Here is a 19,871-nt window from a genome sequence, read left to right as displayed (position 1 = left end):
TTTCAAAATAGTAGGGCAGTAATGCTATAAATTTGTTATCAATCTTAAAAGCCTGTTTCGACAGGCTTTTTTGCATTTTATCGAGGTTTTGTTTGCTTTTATCGATAAGGTTATTGCTTTATTAAAATTTACTTTATATTAACATCCAAATGAATAACACTTGTTTTCAGGATGTTAGCTTTAAATGTGATTTTATGCGATTTGCCCTAAATCGGTTTCGAAACATTTTTATAACTCTATTTGTATTTTTACAAGTAGTCAATCATGCTAAAGCGCAAGTAAGTGCTTATGATTTTGCTCAAGCAATTGCCCCTTCAGGTTATATTGATTTAACTTCGGGCACAACTGCATTTGCTGCCCCTTGGGACAACCAAACTCCAGTTCAAGTACCTATTGGATTTTCAATTACCTATGATGGAGCCGTTTTTTCAAATTGTTACATCAGCCCCAATGGATTTATTACCTTAGGTTCGGTAGCGCCCTCTGAAACAGATTTTATACCCTTAACCACTGCTACTGCTTACAATGCGGGGAATACGGGCGGTGCTTTAGTTCCAATGGGTGGTGATTGGATTTCAAATGGATCCCCAATTGAATATGGAGTTATCGGTACTGCCCCCAATCGTATTTTCATTGTACAATGGGCAGATGCTAATCGTAAAAGTGGTGTTACCATTTTGCCAGGGGATTTCAATTTTCAAGTTCGAATTTCAGAAGCTACAAGTTCGATTACATTTTCTTACGGAAATTGTGATTCGGGACTAACTACTACCAATTATAATGTTCAAGTCGGATTAAGAGGTTTTAACAACGTGTTGGCTCAAGGGAATGTTTTGAATCGATTTCAAGGGAGTTCGCAATTATGGGCAAGTGCAGGTGCAACAAGTCAAGGGGCAACCAATACCGCTACTTTATTTACAAATCCAAGTGCATATCCAAATTTTGGATTACAATATACCTACACGCCAACACCGCCTTGTGTAGTTCCAGCTGCACAACCCACCTCATTAGTCGTGGGGGCTACCAACATTACGCATAATTCATTTTTAGGTAATAGTTTTGTTGCCGCCAATCCGGCACCTTCAAGATATCTGGTGGTACGAAGTTTGTCCAATGTAGCACCTACTTCGACTCAATTTGTGAATCGCACCTACTATCCGGTTGGTACCGTAATTGGGGCATATACCGTTGTTGCTTCTACAGCCGGAACTATATTTAATCAGTTAGGGCTAGCCCAAAACACTACCTATTATTATTGGATTATTCCATGTAATGATAGGTGTTATGGCGCTCCTTTTTATAATTTGAATGCTATTATTACGACGAGTGCAACTACTTGTGTAACGCCCACAGTAGCAGCAGCAGCAAGTGCTGTAGGAGGTAATGGCTTTGTTGCCAATTGGAGTAATGTAGCTACAGCTACAAGTTATTCCATTGATATTTCAACCAATAGTACATTTACAGCAATTCTTCCTGCATATACAAATTACACCGTTGCAGCTGGAATTAACTCCTTAACGGTTACAGGCTTACTTCCGCTTACAACCTATTTTTACCGTGTGCGTGCCAATGGACCAGGATGCGTTTTAAACAGTGGCACGATTTCAGTAACTACAACTTGTGGTTTTTATACGATTCCTTACTTTCAAAATTTCGATACCACCGCAGTAGGAAGTTTACCGAATTGTTTTAGTGCTATTAATACAAATGCCGATACGCAAACTTGGTCGGTGCAAAATACAACATTTTCATCAGCTCCCCGGTCTGTAATTATCAATGCCAATCCAACGCTTGATATGAATGATTGGTTGATGTCGCCAGGATTGAATTTAACGGGAGGTGTATCCTATCGCTTAATTTTCCGATATAAAACAGGATCCTTAGGAACTGATGCTGAAAATTTAACCGTTTATTATGGGGCATCTCAAACGATAGGAGGGATGACCAATATCCTATCAAATTTAAATGGTATTACTAATAGTTTTTTTGAATCCATTACCATAGATTTTACGCCGGCGACTTCTGCGGTTTATTATTTAGGATTTAAAGGTTCGAGTATGTCTGACCAATCCTATATTGCGTTGGATGATATCAGTGTAACACTTTCACCTTCGTGTATTGATCCTACCAATGTTTCCGTAGATTCCATTGGTTCTACTACAGCTAGTGTGAGTTGGACGGCCTCAACGGTGGCGCCATCCTCAGGATATGAATATTATATTGCTACAACGGTAACGGCACCCACTGCTGCTACACCACCTACCGGTTCTGTAGGTCCGGGGCAAACATCGGTTAGTCTTACTGGTTTATTGCCTAGTACATCCTATTGGTTATGGGTACGAGGCAAATGTGCTGGTTCAGATCGGAGTGTATGGACTGCAGAAGAGTCTTTCAATACCGAATGCTCAACACCTTCTATAACATCGACTATTCCCGTTACACGTTGCGGTTACGGTAATGGTACCCTTACGGCAAATGCGTCATCAGGAGCAGTTGTGCGTTGGTACTCTGCAGCAACAGGAGGTACGCTATTAGGGTCGGGAACTACAATTGCAACACCAAATACATCAACCCCAATTACGTATTTTGCAGAAGCGCGCTCTTTGGGTGCAATAGCAAAGTTAGGTCCTACTAACCCCGTTGCTCAATTGGGTATTCGAGCGGTTCAAACTTTTGTAGCACAAATGGATTTTACAGTTACTTCGGTAACAACACTACAATCGGTAGATATTTTCCCCATGGTTTCTGGACAAACAGGTCGTTTTGTACTTCGAACGAATACCAATATACCTTTAGGAACAATCAATTATACGACGACAGTTTCTGGAGGTAATACCCTACAGTCGGTTCCTGTAAATATAGCCTTAGATCCAGGTAATTATAATTTGTATTTTGAAACTTTGCCGGCGTCTGGTTTGCGAATGAATACAACCAATGCTGCCTATCCGTATAGCAATTCAGTTGCTATGTTAGACGGTAATTCGTATGATTTTAATGCGAGTTTAGGGGCTTATAATTGGAAGTTTACTACGCAATGTTTGTCAGCTCGGGTTCCGGTTACGTTAACAGTTACAGCGCCTCCCGCATTTTCGTTAAGTCAAAGTGATGTTACCATTTGCGAAGACGAAACAACTTCATTAATTACCGTAACAGGTGGATCATCCTATACTTCGTTTGTTTGGTCGCCAAATACAGGTGTATCGGGTTCTGTTTCGGCCGGTTTTACCTTCAACCCTACACAAACGACTACGTATACCTTAGTGGCCAATCAATCATCGGGAAGTTTTTGTGGCAATATAGCTACCATTACAGTTAATGTAAAAGCGGCTCCTCCAGCTGTTGCAATTCTACCGGCAAACCCTACAATTTGTCAAGGTGATATACTACAGTTGGCTGGAAGTACTAGTCTTGCTACTCCCTCGGTGGTTTTTACAGAAGAATTTAATGCGCCAACTAATAACTGGACGGTTGCCAATACCTCAACGGGTGGAAACCCATTAAATTCCCAATTTACACTAGTTCCAAGTGGCTATAATTATGTTAACGCATTTGGTTGGAATGCTACGTTTTCAAGTCCGGATGCGAGTCAATTTTATTTGGCCAATGCCGATTCGCAAAGTACAGTAGCGGGTTCGGTTACTCGAACTACATTAACTTCTCCGACGTTTAGCTTGGCAGGTTATACAACTGCTCAAGTCCGTTTTTCTCATTATATTCGAGCCATTTCGGGAGATAAGTTTTGGGTTCAAGTTTCAACAAATAATGGAACAACATGGACTACTATCCAATCCTATGTTGTTGTTCAAGGTGCAACAAATGCATTTAGCAATGTTATTATAGCGTTGACGCCCTACTTAGGGATGAATAATTTAAAAATACGTTTTAATTTCGAGTCCAATTGGGGTTATTGTTGGGCGATAGATTCGGTTTCTGTTTATGGTACATTAGCAGCGGCCATGACTTGGAGTCCACCTACCAACCTATTTACCGATGCAGCAGCAACCATCCCGTACGTGGCTGGAACACCTTTGAGTGTTGTTTATAGTAAACCCATGTCGGCAATTTCCTATTCGGCCACTCTAACGGGTTCAAATGGATGTATTCGATCTGGAATATCCACTGTTTCTGTAGACTTGCCCACAATACCTGGAGTTTTAGGGGAGTCTCAACTGATCTGCTCTGCAGGTACTCCCAATCCAATTACATTAACAGGTTATGTGGGTTCTATATTGCGTTGGGAATCGGCAAGTGATGCCGCATTTACATTAAACATTACGCCAATTGCCAATACGTCACCCACCTTAACAGTGGCTCAAATGGGATCGTTAAATCCAATTAAATATTTTCGTGCCGTGGTAAAAAGTGGGCAGTGTAATCTACTATACTCCAATATCGTTTTTGTTGGCCTACCAGTTACTACATGGAATGGCACTTCTTGGAGTTCTGGAGCACCCAATTCTACTACCCGTGCTATTTTTGCGGGGAGTTTCAGTTCTACGGGCGATTTGTATGCGTGTTCGGTAACCGTCAATTCGGGTACGGTTGTGTTTAATTCAGGTCATTCTTTAATTGTAGTAAATGATGTTAATGTTCCGGGCGGTCGTTTAAATTTTATGGATAAATCGAGCTTGGTACAAATTAATGACACGGCTGTAAATAGTGGAAATATAACCTACAGACGAAGCACTACGCCAATGCTGCGTTTTGATTACACCTATTGGTCTTCACCTGTAGCAGGTCAAGTATTCAATATACTTAGTCCGTTAACTCCCATCGATAAATTTTATGCGTTTGATCCTGTTGCAGCCAACTGGTTAAATGTTGCACCGTCAAGTATAATGAGCATTGGAAAGGGGTATATTGTGCGAGCACCCAATACGTATTCAAATGTTACCCCTACGGTATTTACAGGTGCTTTTGCCGGTGTGCCCAACAACGGTGTAGTAAATGTACCAGTGCTTAACAGTAATTCCAACTATAATTTAATTGGAAATCCATATCCATCAGCATTGAGTGCCGACGCGTTTTTATCCAATGTTGCTAACCAATCGGTAATTGATGGTACCTTATATTTTTGGACGCATAACACTCCGATTACCAATAATAATTATACCAACAATGATTATGCAATTTATAATTTTTTAGGAGGAACTGGTACGGTTGCAGCAAATTCAACAGGGGTTAACACTTCAATTCCTACGGGTAAAGTTGCAGCAGGGCAGGGCTTTTTTGTTAAAGCGTTATCAAATGGGAATGCCTTTTTTTCCAATTCGATGCGAATCATTAATGATAATGACCAGTTTTACCGAACCGTTAATGAGACGCAAGCTCAGTCCAATACAGGATTTAATCGTTATTGGTTAGATATTAGTAATGGTTCGGGTGCTTTTAAGCAATTATTAATTGGGTATAATGCTCAAGCGACTTTAGGTATCGATCGCGGATTTGATAGTGATTATTTAAATGTGGGGCTGCCCATGGCACTGTATAGCGTGTTACCTAGTGGAGAGAAATTGTCTATTCAAGGAAGACCAATGCCATTTGATGCGAGTGACCGAGTGGCTTTAGGTTTTACAGCTACAACATTAGATGATTTTACGATACGCTTATCTTCTTTTGAAGGGCTGTTTTCAACACAACAAATTTACTTGCGCGACAAGTACTTGCAGCTATACCATGACTTAAAAGCAAGTGATTATTATTTTCGATCACCTGCTGGTACATTTGAAGACCGATTTGAAATTGTATATACGAATGGAGCGTTGGGTGGTCAAGAGTTTCAAAAAGACAATGCATTGGTGTTGTACAATCCCGATGGTACGATTCGTGTATTGTCAACCGAATCGATGATTTCTTCAATAAAGGTCTATGATTTACGTGGTGGATTGTTAACGGCTTTAAACGAAGTAAATAGTTTTGAGAAAACCGTTCCTTTACAGGTAGAACAACAGGTTTTACTGTTTGAAATCCAATTGGATACCGGCCAAGTAGTGTATAGAAAGTATATCAAATAGTTAAAAAACAGGTGTTTACGAGAGTAGCGCCTTTTTTTTATCCGTGAAATACACAAAAAAAGGATAAAAAACCAAGCACGAGGTCTTTAACGAGTTTTAGGGTGTTTTATCGAATATTTTTCGGGTGTCAGGAGTAGGGTTGTAGTTTTATGTCAGTAATAACAACCAAATGAACGCAACAACACAAAATATTTCAGGCACTAAAATCCAAAAAAGAACACTTGTATTCTTGGTGGTGTTGGTGTTTTCAAGTTTCGGAATGTTTGGTCAAGAAGTACAATCGGAAAACACAAATAATTTAGTTGCTATTCCAGAGACAGCGATTGCGTATGAATCAGAAATGGATTTGGTAAATTGGTTTATGTCGACAAAACAACACACGATTCAAAAAGAAGAGCAAGGAGTTTCAAAAGCAACTACGAAAAAGCAAATGATTACTTCCGGTTCACAACCCAACAAAGTATTATATCGTACTTTTCTAAAACGAATTGCAGCGCAAGAAGCAGCAGTAGCTTAACTAATTTTTTATATAAATACGTTTAAAGGTTAGCGCTTCTTTAAGAAGTGCTTTTTTTGTTGATAAAATAGTTACGGTTAGTTCTTAGATAAAATAGCCGTATGTTTATCAGATTTTTATATTATTTTTATATCGTTTTTTGTAAGGGGTATCGGTTGATAGCCGTGTAATGCCCAGGTAATTCAACGATAAAAACAAACCTTTCATCGATTTGCTTTCAAAGCCAAAAAGCAATTTAAAATTTTACAAAAAAATGATGTAAATTTAGCGCACATTACAAGGTTTACCTCAATAACATTGCTATGATTAATATAATACGCACAAATGGTATGAAAAATGGAATTTTAAAATGTCTTTTTGGGATTGCACTGCTTGTCTCTTTTGGAGTTCAAGCACAAGTAGCAAACTACTCAGTTACCCAAACGAATTGGACAACAGGTTATACCACTTTTCCTTTAACAGGTAGAAATAATTTAATACCAGTTGGTACAACTGTAGATGATTATGTGACTCCTACACCTTTAACCATTCCATTTACTTTTGTGTTCAATGGGGTAGGGTATACCTCAGTTAACATGTCTGCCAATGGTTTTGCTTATTTTGGTACTGCTACAGGTTCGCCTGCAACCGAATACAATCCAATTTCAACTGCTGCAACGTCTTTTTCAGGAGGTGCAATAGCAGTTTATGGTCGGGATTTGGATTTTATTTCACCAACCGCCACTGTTAATATGGGTTGGGTGGTAACAGGAACGGCTCCTAATCGTATATTTAAAATGGATTGGGTTGCAAGACGATCATCGGGCGCCAATGCAGTGCCCACCGGAGAAACTTCTATGGTTTTCCAGTTGTGGTTGTATGAAACAACCAATGTAATTGAAATGATTTATAATACGGCTACATTTGGAAATACTACCCCTTATACAGGGCAAATAGGATTGCGTGGGGCTTCAAATACAGATTTTAAAAATCTTACCTATACAACAGCTACTGCGCAATGGCCAGGTGCTGCAACTACTCCCAACCAAATGGCATTTGGTACTTTAAATACAGATGCTGTAGTGACTAGAGGTACTACGGCAGCTGCAGCTACAATTCAAGCAACTTCCAATCGTTTGTTCCGTTGGACGCCGGTTTCTTGTTTTGCGCCCACGGGTGTTACGGCTACCTCTATAACTAGTAGTAGTGCTGTGATAAATTGGACAGCAGCTTCGCCTGCTCCCGCCAATGGTTATGAATATTATATTGGTACAACTTCACCCACAGGAGCATCGCTAGCTACTGGAACCGTAGGTCCGGGGGTTACCACTACGGGTACCGTAAGCAGTTTAGCTTCGGGTCAATTATATTATTTTGCGGTTCGTTCCGTATGTAGCGCTTCCGATACAAGTTCATGGTCAACAATTGGAACATTTACCACCTATTGCTCACCTACCAATATAACCTATTATGAAGGCTTTGATGGTCCTTCTGTGGTGGTGCCCGCTGCAGCACCAAATCATGGAAATATTCCAACTTGTACGTATCAAAATAATGCGGGTCTTGGTAATCCTTGGGTAACAACTTTTGAAGATTACTATCCTGATTTGAATATGTTTTTCCAAGGGAACTTCTTAATGTATAATGGTTCTAATCCGGGTAATGCAAATCCAGCAAACGTATGGTGGTTTACGCGTGGGTTAAATTTAACCGGAGGTACTACTTATCGAATTTCTTATTTATATAGTGGAACCGACACGCCTTCAACCGTTCAAAACAGGTTAAATGTTGGATTAGCTACGGCACCGTTAGCTTCTGCAGTAACTACTATTCTTGATACCAATATAAATATTAAAGGAGGGCCGAGTGAAAATATTATCAACTTTACTGCACCGACTACAGGGGTATACTATGTTGGTCTAAATTGTTTTTCAAACCCTAATCAAGGGCAATTAGCGATTGATGATGTAACGGTTGCACCCTCTATTTGTTTGGTGCCAACAGCAGTGAGTGTGGCCAATATTACTGCTTCATCAGCATTATTGAGTTGGACATCACCTTCGCCAGCGCCAAGCAATGGTTTTGCTTATTTTTTTAATACAACCGGTGTAGCACCCAACAATGCCACGCCGCCTTCGGGAACAGTTGGGATAGGAGCAACTAGCGTAAACTTAACGGGGTTGACAGGAAGTACCAACTATTATTTCTGGGTGCGAACCTATTGTGGAGGTACGGATTATGGAGAGTGGGTAGCATTAAACAATGCAGGTACTGGATTTTTCACTACACTATTTCAACCGCCCTATTGTATTCCAACCGTTTCGGCAACACCTAGTAGTGCTACATTTATCAATAGCGTTACTACTACAGGCGGAACGGCCAACTTAAATAATAGTTCCGGATATTCCACCGGTAGTTATGCGGATTATTCTTCACAAATAGTTGCACAAGCGCCTGGTTTTTCAGTAAATATGTCTATCGGATTTATTGCAACTGGTGGTGTAGGTGTAGCGGTTTATGTTGATTGGAATAATGATGGTACATTTGCTACTACCGAACGTATGTACAATTCGGCTGCCTATTTGAATACCTCTCCAGTAAATACGGTAATTAATGTGCCCGGTGCGCAAGCATTAGGTAACTATCGTATGCGTGTGGTAGCAGATTATTGGGCTACAAACCCAAGTCCGTGTACGTACGGAAATACGATTTCACGCTGGGAAGTAGAAGATTATACCTTCCGCGTAGTTACTCCGCCACCACCATTGTCAATTAATATTACGTCTGATTCACAATGTGCAAATAATCCATCAGCATTAGTTCAAATTACATCAGCCGTAGCCAATTATAATTCCTATTCATGGAGTCCAAATGTTGGTATTGTAGGTACTCCTGCAACGGGTTACACCTTTACCAATTCGGTAACTACTGTGTATACGCTAACAGCTGCTCAAACGGTAGCTCCCTTTGGAACCCGGCAAGTTACGTTTACGTATACAGCCAATCAAACGCCAACACCAATTGTATTAACGCCAGCTGCACCAACGGTTTGTGGTGCAGGACCAGCGGTTCAGCTAACTTCAACCGGCGGGTTGGTGTCTGGATTCCCAATTTTGAATGAAAGCTTTAATACGGGTGCTCCGGGATGGACTGCTACTTCTACAGCAGCTCACACCGGTGGTAATCCTGCGGTATCCCTATGGCAAATTCAAAATTCACCCTATGATGGTATTATTAGTCCCGATGCATCTCAATTTTACGTTTCAGATTCTGATGGTCAGGGAAGTGGGTCTACTACTTTTGTTGAGTTAACTTCACCTACCTTCAGTTTAGCGGGCTATACCGATGCATCCTTAAGTTTTTATCATTTTTACCAACCTTGGATTAACGGTTCGGCTACGGTAGCAATTTCAACCAATGGCGGAACTACATGGACAACATTGCAACAATGGACAAACACTGCAAGTGGTGAAACAACCCAAGGAACACGAACCAATTTTGCATTAGTCAACATTCCTTTAGTGGCCTATGTAGGCCAAGCCAACGTACAAATTAAATTTACCTATACCGCACAATGGGGATGGTATTGGGCAATTGATAATTTATTAGTTTCAGGTACCGCTTCTTCGGCAGTAAAATGGAATTTAACAACGGGACCAGTAGCCAATGGTGTTGCAGTTCCGGGATTATTTACCGATGCGGCTGCAACAATACCTTACCTTGCTGGTAATGGATTGGCTTCGGTTTTTGCGTTGCCTTCTGCTACTACAAATTATACGGCAAGTGCCAGTACACCAGCCCCCTTATGTTCTACAACTTCATCGGTTACAGTTTCATTATCGAGTGTAGGTGCAGGCACAGCTTCTGCAGATCAGACCATTTGTAATGGTTTACCTGCCAATTTAACATTAACAGGAAATACGGGTACTATCACCAAATGGCAGTATTCCAATACGCTTGCTTTTACAACTCCAGTAGATATTCCAGCGAGTGCTTCGGCTACCTTAACTTCGGCACAAATGGGCGCTTTAACAGCTACTCGTTATTACCGTGCGGTGGTAACTTCGGGTTCTTGTACAGGCTTTTCAAATGTGGTAACGATCACGGTTAATACAACTACTTGGACAACGGCATGGAGTAATGGAGTTCCTTCATTAACCAAAGCCGCTATATTTGCTGGTAATTTTAGTTCAACGGGTGATTTATCGGCCTGTTCGGTAACGGTTCAAAGTGGTACAGTTGTGTTTAATTCCAACCATACTCTTACCGTTCAAAATGGTGTAACGGTATCGGGTGGTTCATTAACCTTTGAAGATGATTCGAGTTTGCTTCAAAATACCAATGCAACCAATACAGGTAATATTACCTACAAACGTATTACTTCACCCATTCGTAAGTTTGACTATGTCTATTGGTCTTCACCTGTAGCTCCACAAACCTTGGTTAACTTATCGCCGTTAACGCAATTTGATAAATATTTTACTTTTGATCCGGTAATTGGTAACTGGGTTGCGGTACCGTCCTTTAATCTAATGACACCCGCAAAAGGATATATTATTCGAGGACCAAATACCTTCAGTACAACAGTGCCCGCTCCCTATAATGCTTCATTTATAGGAGTTCCAAATAATGGTACTATTGCTATTCCAATTCAATTGGGAATTTCTGATGTGAACTTGATTGGAAATCCCTACCCAAGTGCCGTAAACATTGATTTGTTTATGGATTATAATGGGAATACAGGATTAAACCTGGTGGATAAAACCATTTATTTGTGGACACACAACACCGCAATTACCAGTAATAACTACACCAATAACGATTATGCAGTGTATAATTATATGGGGGGTGTAGGTACAAGTGCTTCAACCTCTCCAGGGGTAAACACATCGGCTCCAACAGGAAAAATTGGATCGGGTCAGAGTTTCTTTATTAAAGGTTTGGCTGCAGGAAATGCAATTTTTAACAATGCAATGCGTATTGCGGGCGACAACACCCAGTTTTATCGTGCTGCCGAAGACCGTAGCCGTATTTGGTTGCAAATTAGTGATGGGGCAGCGGGTTACAAACAAACTTTAGTAGGTTATGCTGATGGCGCGACCAACGGTATTGAGAGTGGGTATGATGGTGATTTATTCGATATTGGTAACCCCGTTTCGTTATATTCTTTAGTAGGAACGCATGCGTTAACGATTCAAGGACGTGCCTTGCCGTTTAATCAAAATGATATAGTGCCTTTAGGATATAAAGCTACCGAAAACGGTAATCTTACGATTGGCTTGCATGATTTTGACGGTATATTTACTACACAAAACATCTATATTAAAGATAAAACACTTAATGTAATTCACGATTTAAAAGCAGCCGATTATGTGTTTGCAACGACGGCGGGTACTTTTGAAGATCGTTTTGAATTGCTATACACTACCAATGCACTTGGTATTGATACACCCGATTACAATGCTTCAGTGGTAGTATATGCACAGAACCAAGTGATTCATATTCAGTCAGCACAAACGGAGTTGGATCAAGTAGAAGTGTTTGATGTGCGGGGTGCAAAATTAGCTTCGCTTCAAAACATTAACGCGCCTCAAGTTCAATTAGCACATGTGAGTGCTGCCCAGCAACTTCTATTAGTAAAAGTAACCGATACCAACGGTAAGGTTACAATCCGAAAAATACAGTATTAAGAAGTAGGTATTTAACCTTAAAATGTTAAAAAAAATCGATAAAAGTGCATTTTATCGATTTTTTTGCGTTTACATCGGTTTTGTTAATGGGGTGTTAACGTCATATTATTTCTTTTTGTATTTTAACGCATTAATTAACCCAATTTTTTTAATTATGATGGATAACTACAATTATTTGAGTCATCGGAAAACTTCGAGGCTCTCAACGCATGATCCAGATTTGGTTGAGAATACATCTCGGCAAAATTGGTTTTTGCGAACGTCGTGGCTAAAAAATTTATTCTTGATTATGTTACTCATTTCAGGTGTAAATTCTTATGCTCAAGTTTCTTCCTACTCATTTTCTCAGAGTACAGGTACATTTACCTCTATTACAGGTGGTACACAAATTTTAACTGGGAATTTTGATGATGGTACTACTAATTTCACATTGCCTTTCACATTCACCTACAATGGCGTTGGATATACCAATATTTGGGTCAGTGCCAATGGTCATATTGTGTTTGGAGGTGCATCTGATCCAACTGGAGGTGTCTGGAATCAATCGTCCGTAATTAGCCAAACGTTTGTTACGACAGGGGCCGTTGCTGCCTGGGCTGGAGACTTGAGTGGTTGGGCTGGTACACTGGGTGGGCAGACTGCTAATGTCCGTGCACAAGTTGTTGGTGTATCACCAAATCGTGAAGCAGTTATACAGTGGCTTGCGCGTCCTGCATATTCAACCAGTACAACCAATGCTGCTTTCATTACTTTTCAAATACGTCTGATTGAGACTAGTAATCAGGTTCGTATAGTGTATGGTGCTTCAGGTCAAACAGTGGGATCTACTAACATTGGTGTTACTAGACAAGTAGGATTAAGAGGTGCAACTACTGCAGATTTCAACAATCGAACTAACAGTTCAGCGGTATTGTTTACAGCATCTACTGCTGGAACACTAAATACGTCAACTCAAGCTTTTTCGAGTATCAATGCTACACCTGGAAGACCCACAAGTGGTCTAACATACACTTGGACTCCGCCATCATGTTCTGCTCCTACATTAGCTGCAGTCTCAAATTTAACGTTAACTTCAGCAACTATAAACTGGAACGCTGCTTCGCCAACACCATCTGGGGGTTATCAGTATGAAGTGCGTACTTCTGGAGCTGCGGGTTCAGGTGCAACTGGCTTGGTTACAAGTGGAACTACTTCTAGTTTAAGCGTTAGTTTAACAGGTTTGACTGCAAGTACAACCTATACTTACCATGTTAGATCTGATTGTGGAAGCGGAACCTTTAGTAGTTGGAATTCTTCCTCAATATTTACTGGATATTGTATTCCTGCAACAACAAGTCAAGCATCATGGATAAGTGCCTTTTCAACTACAGCGGGTGTTTCAAATATCACGTATTCATCTCCAAGTGCTGCAACAGGTACAGGTGGATATAGAAATTTAACGGCTACTAATTCTGCGAGTGGTTTTGTGGGAGGAAGTGCTATTCAGCTTTCGATGACTGCTGGTGGACCTACTTGTGGTTTTGCTGTCTGGATCGACTGGAATAAAAATTTTGCTTTTGAGACGGGAGAACGAGTTTATGTTACTACGGGATACGTAACTACCACTACGGGTAGTTTTTCAATTCCAGCAGGTACAGCATTAGGGGCATATCGTATGCGTGTTTTCACCGATTTTAATGATTTTGCGCCAGCAAATGCCTGTGCAACAGCAATTAGCCGAGGTGAATATGTAGATTTTACTTTCAATGTGGTTGCACAACCATCTTGTTTTAGTCCTACAGCGCTTACCGCTTCTTCATTAACTACTAACGGAGCAACAGTAAGTTGGACTCCCCCTGCTACTGGAAGTACACCTGTAGGATATGAATATGCGGTTACTACATCCACTACACCTCCAACATCAGGGACCTTTACCACATTTGCGTCAAATGCAGTAACTGGGTTAACGGCAAATACTACCTATTATTTGCATGTACGTTCTGTATGTACCGTAGGATCTGATTTGAGTGCGTGGACAACCTCTACTGCTTTTACTACCTTATGTAATGCAGTTTCTACTTTCCCATGGACAGAAACCTTTGAAACAACTTCAACTACGTTGTCGTGTTTCCGCGTAATTGATGGAAATGGTGATACTGATGCTTGGACAGTAAGTACAGCTGCTCCAAGAACAGGTACAAGACATGCTTCGTTGTATACCGATTTTAATACGTCCAATAACGACTATTTAATCACGCCTCAACTTACTTTAGACAGTGCGCCTAAGCGATTAAAGTTTTGGGTAAGAGCCTATTCTACAACCGAGGTTGATGAAATTTCGGTTCGAGTATCTACAACTGGTACAGCTTTGGCTAATTTCTCCAATGTTGTTCTGGCTTCAACACCGGTTACCTTTACTACGTATACAGAATATACTGTAGATTTATCGGCGTTTGCCAACCAAAGCATTTACATTGCGTTTGTGCGTGATGCTGCTCCTGCCGATGGATGGTATTTGTACTTAGATGATGTGTTGGTTGAGTCAACACCACCAACAATTACGAGCTTTACACCTTCAGCAGTGTGTAGTGCTAATTTAACTTCAACTACTGTTACCGTTACTGGAACTTTATTGAATACGGTTACAAATGTTAAAATCAATGGCGTAAATCATGCTTTTACCGTTGTAAATCCAACTACCATAACCATTCCATTAACGAGTACTACTACTTCAGGTTTAATTACCGTTGAAAATGCGATTGCTACTGTAAATTCAGCAACGTCATTAACAGTAAATACAAGTCCAACCGTTAGTGCTATTACCGGTGCTACGAATGTATTGTGTAAACCAAATACGTTAGTTTTGTCAAATAGTACAGCAGGTGGGGTATGGACTTCATCAAACATCAATATTCTTACCGTTTCTGCGGGTACCGTAACTGGTGTGGCTCAAGGTACTGCTAATGTAATCTATACGGTTACAGAAGCCAATGGTTGTTCAACAAGTGTTAGTTATTCAGTTACTGTTAACGAACCGGTTGTGATTACATCCAACCCAGGAAACCAACCTGTTCTTACCGGTAATAACACTACATTTACCGTAGCTGCTACAGGTACTTCTTTGGCATACCAATGGGAAGAATCTACCGATGGTGGAACGTCTTTTGCATCAATTACTAATGGGGGTGTATACTCGGGCGCTGATACAGTAACGTTAACGTTAACGGCTGTTCCTGATACTATGAATGGTAATGTTTACCGTTGTGTGGTTTCAGGTGCTGCACCTTGTTCTACCGAAACTTCATTAACGGCAGTGTTAACTGTTGGTAATACCGGTATTGATGCACAGCCTTCTAATGTGGCTTTGTGTACAAGTGGTGACGCAACATTTACAGTTGTTCCTGCAGGTACCGTAAACAGCTATCAATGGTACCAAGATACAGGTCTAGGGCCAGAACCTTTGGTTGACGGAGGTAACGTATCTGGAGCAACTACTGCTTCATTAACATTAACAGGTGTAGATACCACAACTAATGGTTATACCTATTATGTGGAGTTAGTTGGTCCTGCTATTACAGTTAACTCAAACACCGTAACATTAAACGTTTATACGGCTGCTTCTATTACTTCAGATCCAACGGTTCAAACAGTATGTTATTCAGGAGGTTCCGTAAGTTATACAGCTGCTGCTGGGGGTTCTTTCTCTGGAGTTCAATGGCAGTATTCTACAAATAATTCTACATGGGCCAATGTTGCTAACGGAACGCCTACAGGGGTGACCTACAACGGTGCTACAACAACAACGTTGGGAGTAACTACTACTGCTGCAACTCCTGTTGCAGGTACGTATTACTACCGTATGATGGCCGATGCTACTGCTCCATGTACAGATGTGTTTTCAGCTTCTGCGCAATTGTTGATCAATAACCCTACGGTAACTACAGCTCCTGCAGCTGCTACAGTTTTAGCGGGTAATACTGCTACTTTTACCGTAGCTTCAACTGCTACAGGTACCGTGACTTACCAATGGCAACGCGCTACAACTTTGAATGGAACTTACAGCAATGTTGTGAATGCTACTCCAGCGAACATTACCTACAATGGTGCAAATACAGCAACATTGTCAGTAGTAACAACGTCAACTACTGCAACTGGCAGTGGTAATTTTTACCGCGTAATTATTACATCCAATGGTTGTGCAGTGACTTCTACAGGGGCTTCTTTGACTGTAAATAATTATTGTCAACCAACAACAACTATAGGAGGTGCTACAGATAGTATGACCAATGTAGTTATTACAAATGTTAATCAAAGTACTAATGTGACACAAGCTTCTACTGCATCTTCACCTTGGTTTACTTTATATAATAATACTCCATTAAATGTAACACAAGGTCAAAATATGTCTGTATCCATTACTTTCGGTAGTGATGGAACTCAATTTAGTGCAGTTTGGGTGGATTACAATAGAGATGGTTTATTTAGTGATACTGAAAATGTCGCTTTAGCTTCAGCTTCAGCTGGTGGTGGCGCAACGGTTACTTATAATTTCACTGTTCCGTTCACATCGTCTACAGGTATTACCCGTATTCGAGTTCGTGGAGGTAGTGATTCAGCTTATACTGCCGCAGGTTCATGTACATCATCTTCATACGGAGAGACTGAAGATTATTTCATAAATATTATTGCTGCTCCTTCATGTGCCGGTACACCTGCTGTTCCAACTGCAGCTTCTTCAGTATCAGCAGCTTGTGCAAACAGTACAATTAATTTAAGTTTATCGGGCATTTCAGCCGAGTTAGGATATACCTACCAATGGTTCCGTAGAAGCTTACCATCAGGTTCATTTGAGCCTATCGCTGGAGCAACTGCGTCAACCTATGCGTATGTAATTCCAGGAAGTTCAGAAATTTATGCTACAATAACTTGTACCAATTCTGGATTATCTTCCAACTCTAATACACTAACGGTAACCACTAGTTTGTGTAATTATACAGTTACCCGTAGTACAGGAATTACCTATAATTCAATTATGTCTACAGGTTCTACGTATACCACTTTATTAGGTAGTGGTTCAACCACACCAATTACTAATGGTGATGACGGTAGAACCAATGTTGTGAGTCTTGCAGGTACTACATTCAAATACAACGGTGCTGCAGTAACAGGGTTTTATGCTACCACAAACGGTTGGATGACCTTCAATGGTGCCCAAACTTCAGCTCAATGGACTAATGATTTAACGTCTACAGGTCAAAACAATGTATTGGCTCCATTCTGGGAAGATTTGGTTATTAAAGGTAACCTAACAGCGAGTAGAGATATTTCGATGCGTTATCAAATTATTGGTACGTTAGGAAGCGGAACTGCGGATATTGTAATTGAGTGGGCAGAAATGGAGCGTTTCTTGTTCCCTGATCCTAATATCAATTTCCAAGTAGTGCTTCATGAAGCCGATAATTCAATTGATTTCAACTATGGTCAAATGCAGTTGTTTAATGGTGCTACCTCTGGAGCTACAGCCTATACTTATTCAGTAGGTATGAACGCTACTAATCCATCAACAGCAGATTCAACCAATAGAATTATGCTTCAAAATAACAATAACTCTAATTTCAGTGCAACTACAGTTCAAAACAGTTTAGATGGTTCACCCGATTGTAACTCTCGTTTACGTTTCGTGCCCTCTGCTGCTTTAGTTAGTGGTTCAGCACCTTCAACATTGATTCCTGCGAACAATGATCCTGCAGGAGCAATTACATTAGCGGTTAATAACGATCCTTGTATATCTAATTGTGGAAATGTATATACTAGTAAAAATGCAACGGCTACTACTGGAATCACTGCATGTTCAGCGACTACACCAGGTACTGCCGATGATGATGTATTCTTTACATTTACAACCAATTCTACAATTACAGATTACCGAATTGAAATGCAAACTTCACCAACGTATGATTTAGTTGTTCAAGTTTTAAATAGTTCATTAACTCCAATTGCTTGTTTTAATGCATCAGCATCTGGGTTATCAGAATTAATTGCTTCAATTACATTGTCTACTAGTACTCAGTACTACTTACGTATTTATGATGCCGCAACAGGTGCTTCAGGAAGTGGAGAGTTCTCAATTTGTATTAGTCAAATTTTGCCTCCACCAGCCTATGACCAGCCAGCAGGAGCTGTTAGCTTAACGGTAGGTACATCTTGTACTACAGTTGCGAGTGTTCCAGCCGAGATCTTACGTTCAACAGCTACTACAGGTATTCAAGTATGTAATGCAACAACTGCAGGTACACCCGATGATGACGTATGGTACAAGTTTACTACTCCATCTGTTACAACAGGAGTTACCTATACAATTAATGTTCAAGGAAATTCAACCTATAATCCAGTTGCACAACTGTTTACAGGTGTTCCTTCAACAACCAACTCGTTGTTCTGTGTGAATGCAACAAATAATGGTGGTTTAGAAACCATTACAAGTTCATCGCTTGCACCAAATACTGATTACTATCTGCGTGTTTACCATTCAGGTACAGGTGCGGCAAATGGTTCGTTTAGTGTATGTGTATTTGCTACACTTCCAACATGTGTTAGCGCACCAACTGCTCCAGTAAATGCATCAAATAATTGTATTGACACTACAGGTACTACCTTATCTTGGGCAGCAGTAACCAATGCTACGGCATACGATGTATATTTCAATGGATCGTTAGTGTCTGCTGATCAAACCACGCTTTCTTGGGTTACACCAGTTTTAGCGGCTGGAAACTACACTTGGAGCGTTGTGCCTAAAAACCCTTATGGAGCGGCAACGAGTTGTACTAACTTTACCTTTACGGTAAATCCAGAATCGGTAGGAGGTACAGCAACACCTGTGGTTAATGCTGTATGTTCAGGTACAGGTACAACGTTGACGTTAAATGGTAATACGGGTGACATCCAATGGCAGTCTTCTGCTAATGGAACAAATGGTTGGACTGCTATTACGGGTGCAACTAGCGCTACATTAAGTACGGGTAATTTAACGGCTACTACGTATTATAGAGCTCGTTCTATTAGCGGTGCATGTGCAAATGCATTTAGTAATGTAGTCATGATTTCAGTTGATCCGGTTTCAGTTTCAGGAACTGCTGCGTCAGCTGCAGGAGCAACTCCTATTTGTTCAGGTACTTCAACTACTTTAACATTAACAGGTAATACAGGAACTATTCAGTGGGAATCTTCTGCTAATGGTTCTACAGGTTGGTCTCCAATCGCTTCGGCAACTTCAGCTTCATTAAGTACGGGTAACTTAACAAGTACAACATATTATAGAGCTGTTGTTACCAGTGGAGTTTGTTCTTCAGCCACAAGTAATGTAATTACAGTTACAGTTTATGAGGTTGGTACATTCTATGTTGATGCTGACGGAGATACCTATGGATCTGTAGCCGCTACAGCTCAAACTATCTGTGTTCCAAATGCTAGTATAGCACCAGCTGGATATTCTGTAAACAACACGGACTGTAACGATGCAGTTTCGAGTACAAACCCAGGTGCTATTGATGTTTGTTACGACGGTATTGATAACGATTGTAACGGTAATGTTGACAACGTTGGCTTGCCAGGTGGATGTATTCCAATTGTGAGTACTATTCCAGTTGCTACTTGTGATGCTATAATTTTGTACAATCAAACGATACTTACAAG

General features: G+C 40.5%; 4 protein-coding genes. All 4 read left to right on the top strand.

Features of this window, described 5'->3' with window-relative positions; translation table 11 throughout:
* Positions 1-194 precede the first annotated feature (194 nt).
* Entirely contained in the window at positions 195-6,014 is a 5,820-nt protein-coding gene (locus Q0039_RS10235; RefSeq protein ID WP_297512432.1) for a choice-of-anchor J domain-containing protein, read from the top strand.
* 169 nt (positions 6,015-6,183) lie between these two features.
* Positions 6,184-6,531, top strand: a complete 348-nt coding sequence (locus Q0039_RS10230) for a hypothetical protein (RefSeq protein ID WP_297512429.1) — start codon at positions 6,184-6,186, stop codon at positions 6,529-6,531.
* A 302-nt stretch (positions 6,532-6,833) separates the two neighbouring features.
* Positions 6,834-12,200 carry a fibronectin type III domain-containing protein gene (locus tag Q0039_RS10225; protein WP_297512426.1) on the top strand — a complete coding sequence of 1,789 codons (5,367 nt, stop codon included), beginning with the start codon at positions 6,834-6,836 and terminating at the stop codon, positions 12,198-12,200.
* Positions 12,201-12,489: 289 nt separating this feature from the next.
* Positions 12,490-19,871, top strand: a 7,382-nt coding sequence (locus Q0039_RS10220; RefSeq protein ID WP_297512423.1) for a GEVED domain-containing protein, incomplete at its 3' end; no start/stop codon positions are given.

This window comes from Flavobacterium sp. (genome assembly GCF_027484945.1).
In the GTDB taxonomy this organism is placed as follows: Bacteria; Bacteroidota; Bacteroidia; order Flavobacteriales; family Flavobacteriaceae; genus Flavobacterium.
The sequence above is the reverse complement of the archived record's forward strand: the minus strand, read 5'-3'. Positions and strand labels throughout refer to the sequence as shown.

Coding starts and splice junctions, on each gene's coding strand:
- Q0039_RS10235 (WP_297512432.1), top strand. CDS start 195: ATGCGATTTGCCCTAAATCGGTTTCGAAACATTTTTATAACTCTATTT.
- Q0039_RS10230 (WP_297512429.1), top strand. CDS start 6,184: ATGAACGCAACAACACAAAATATTTCAGGCACTAAAATCCAAAAAAGA.
- Q0039_RS10225 (WP_297512426.1), top strand. CDS start 6,834: ATGATTAATATAATACGCACAAATGGTATGAAAAATGGAATTTTAAAA.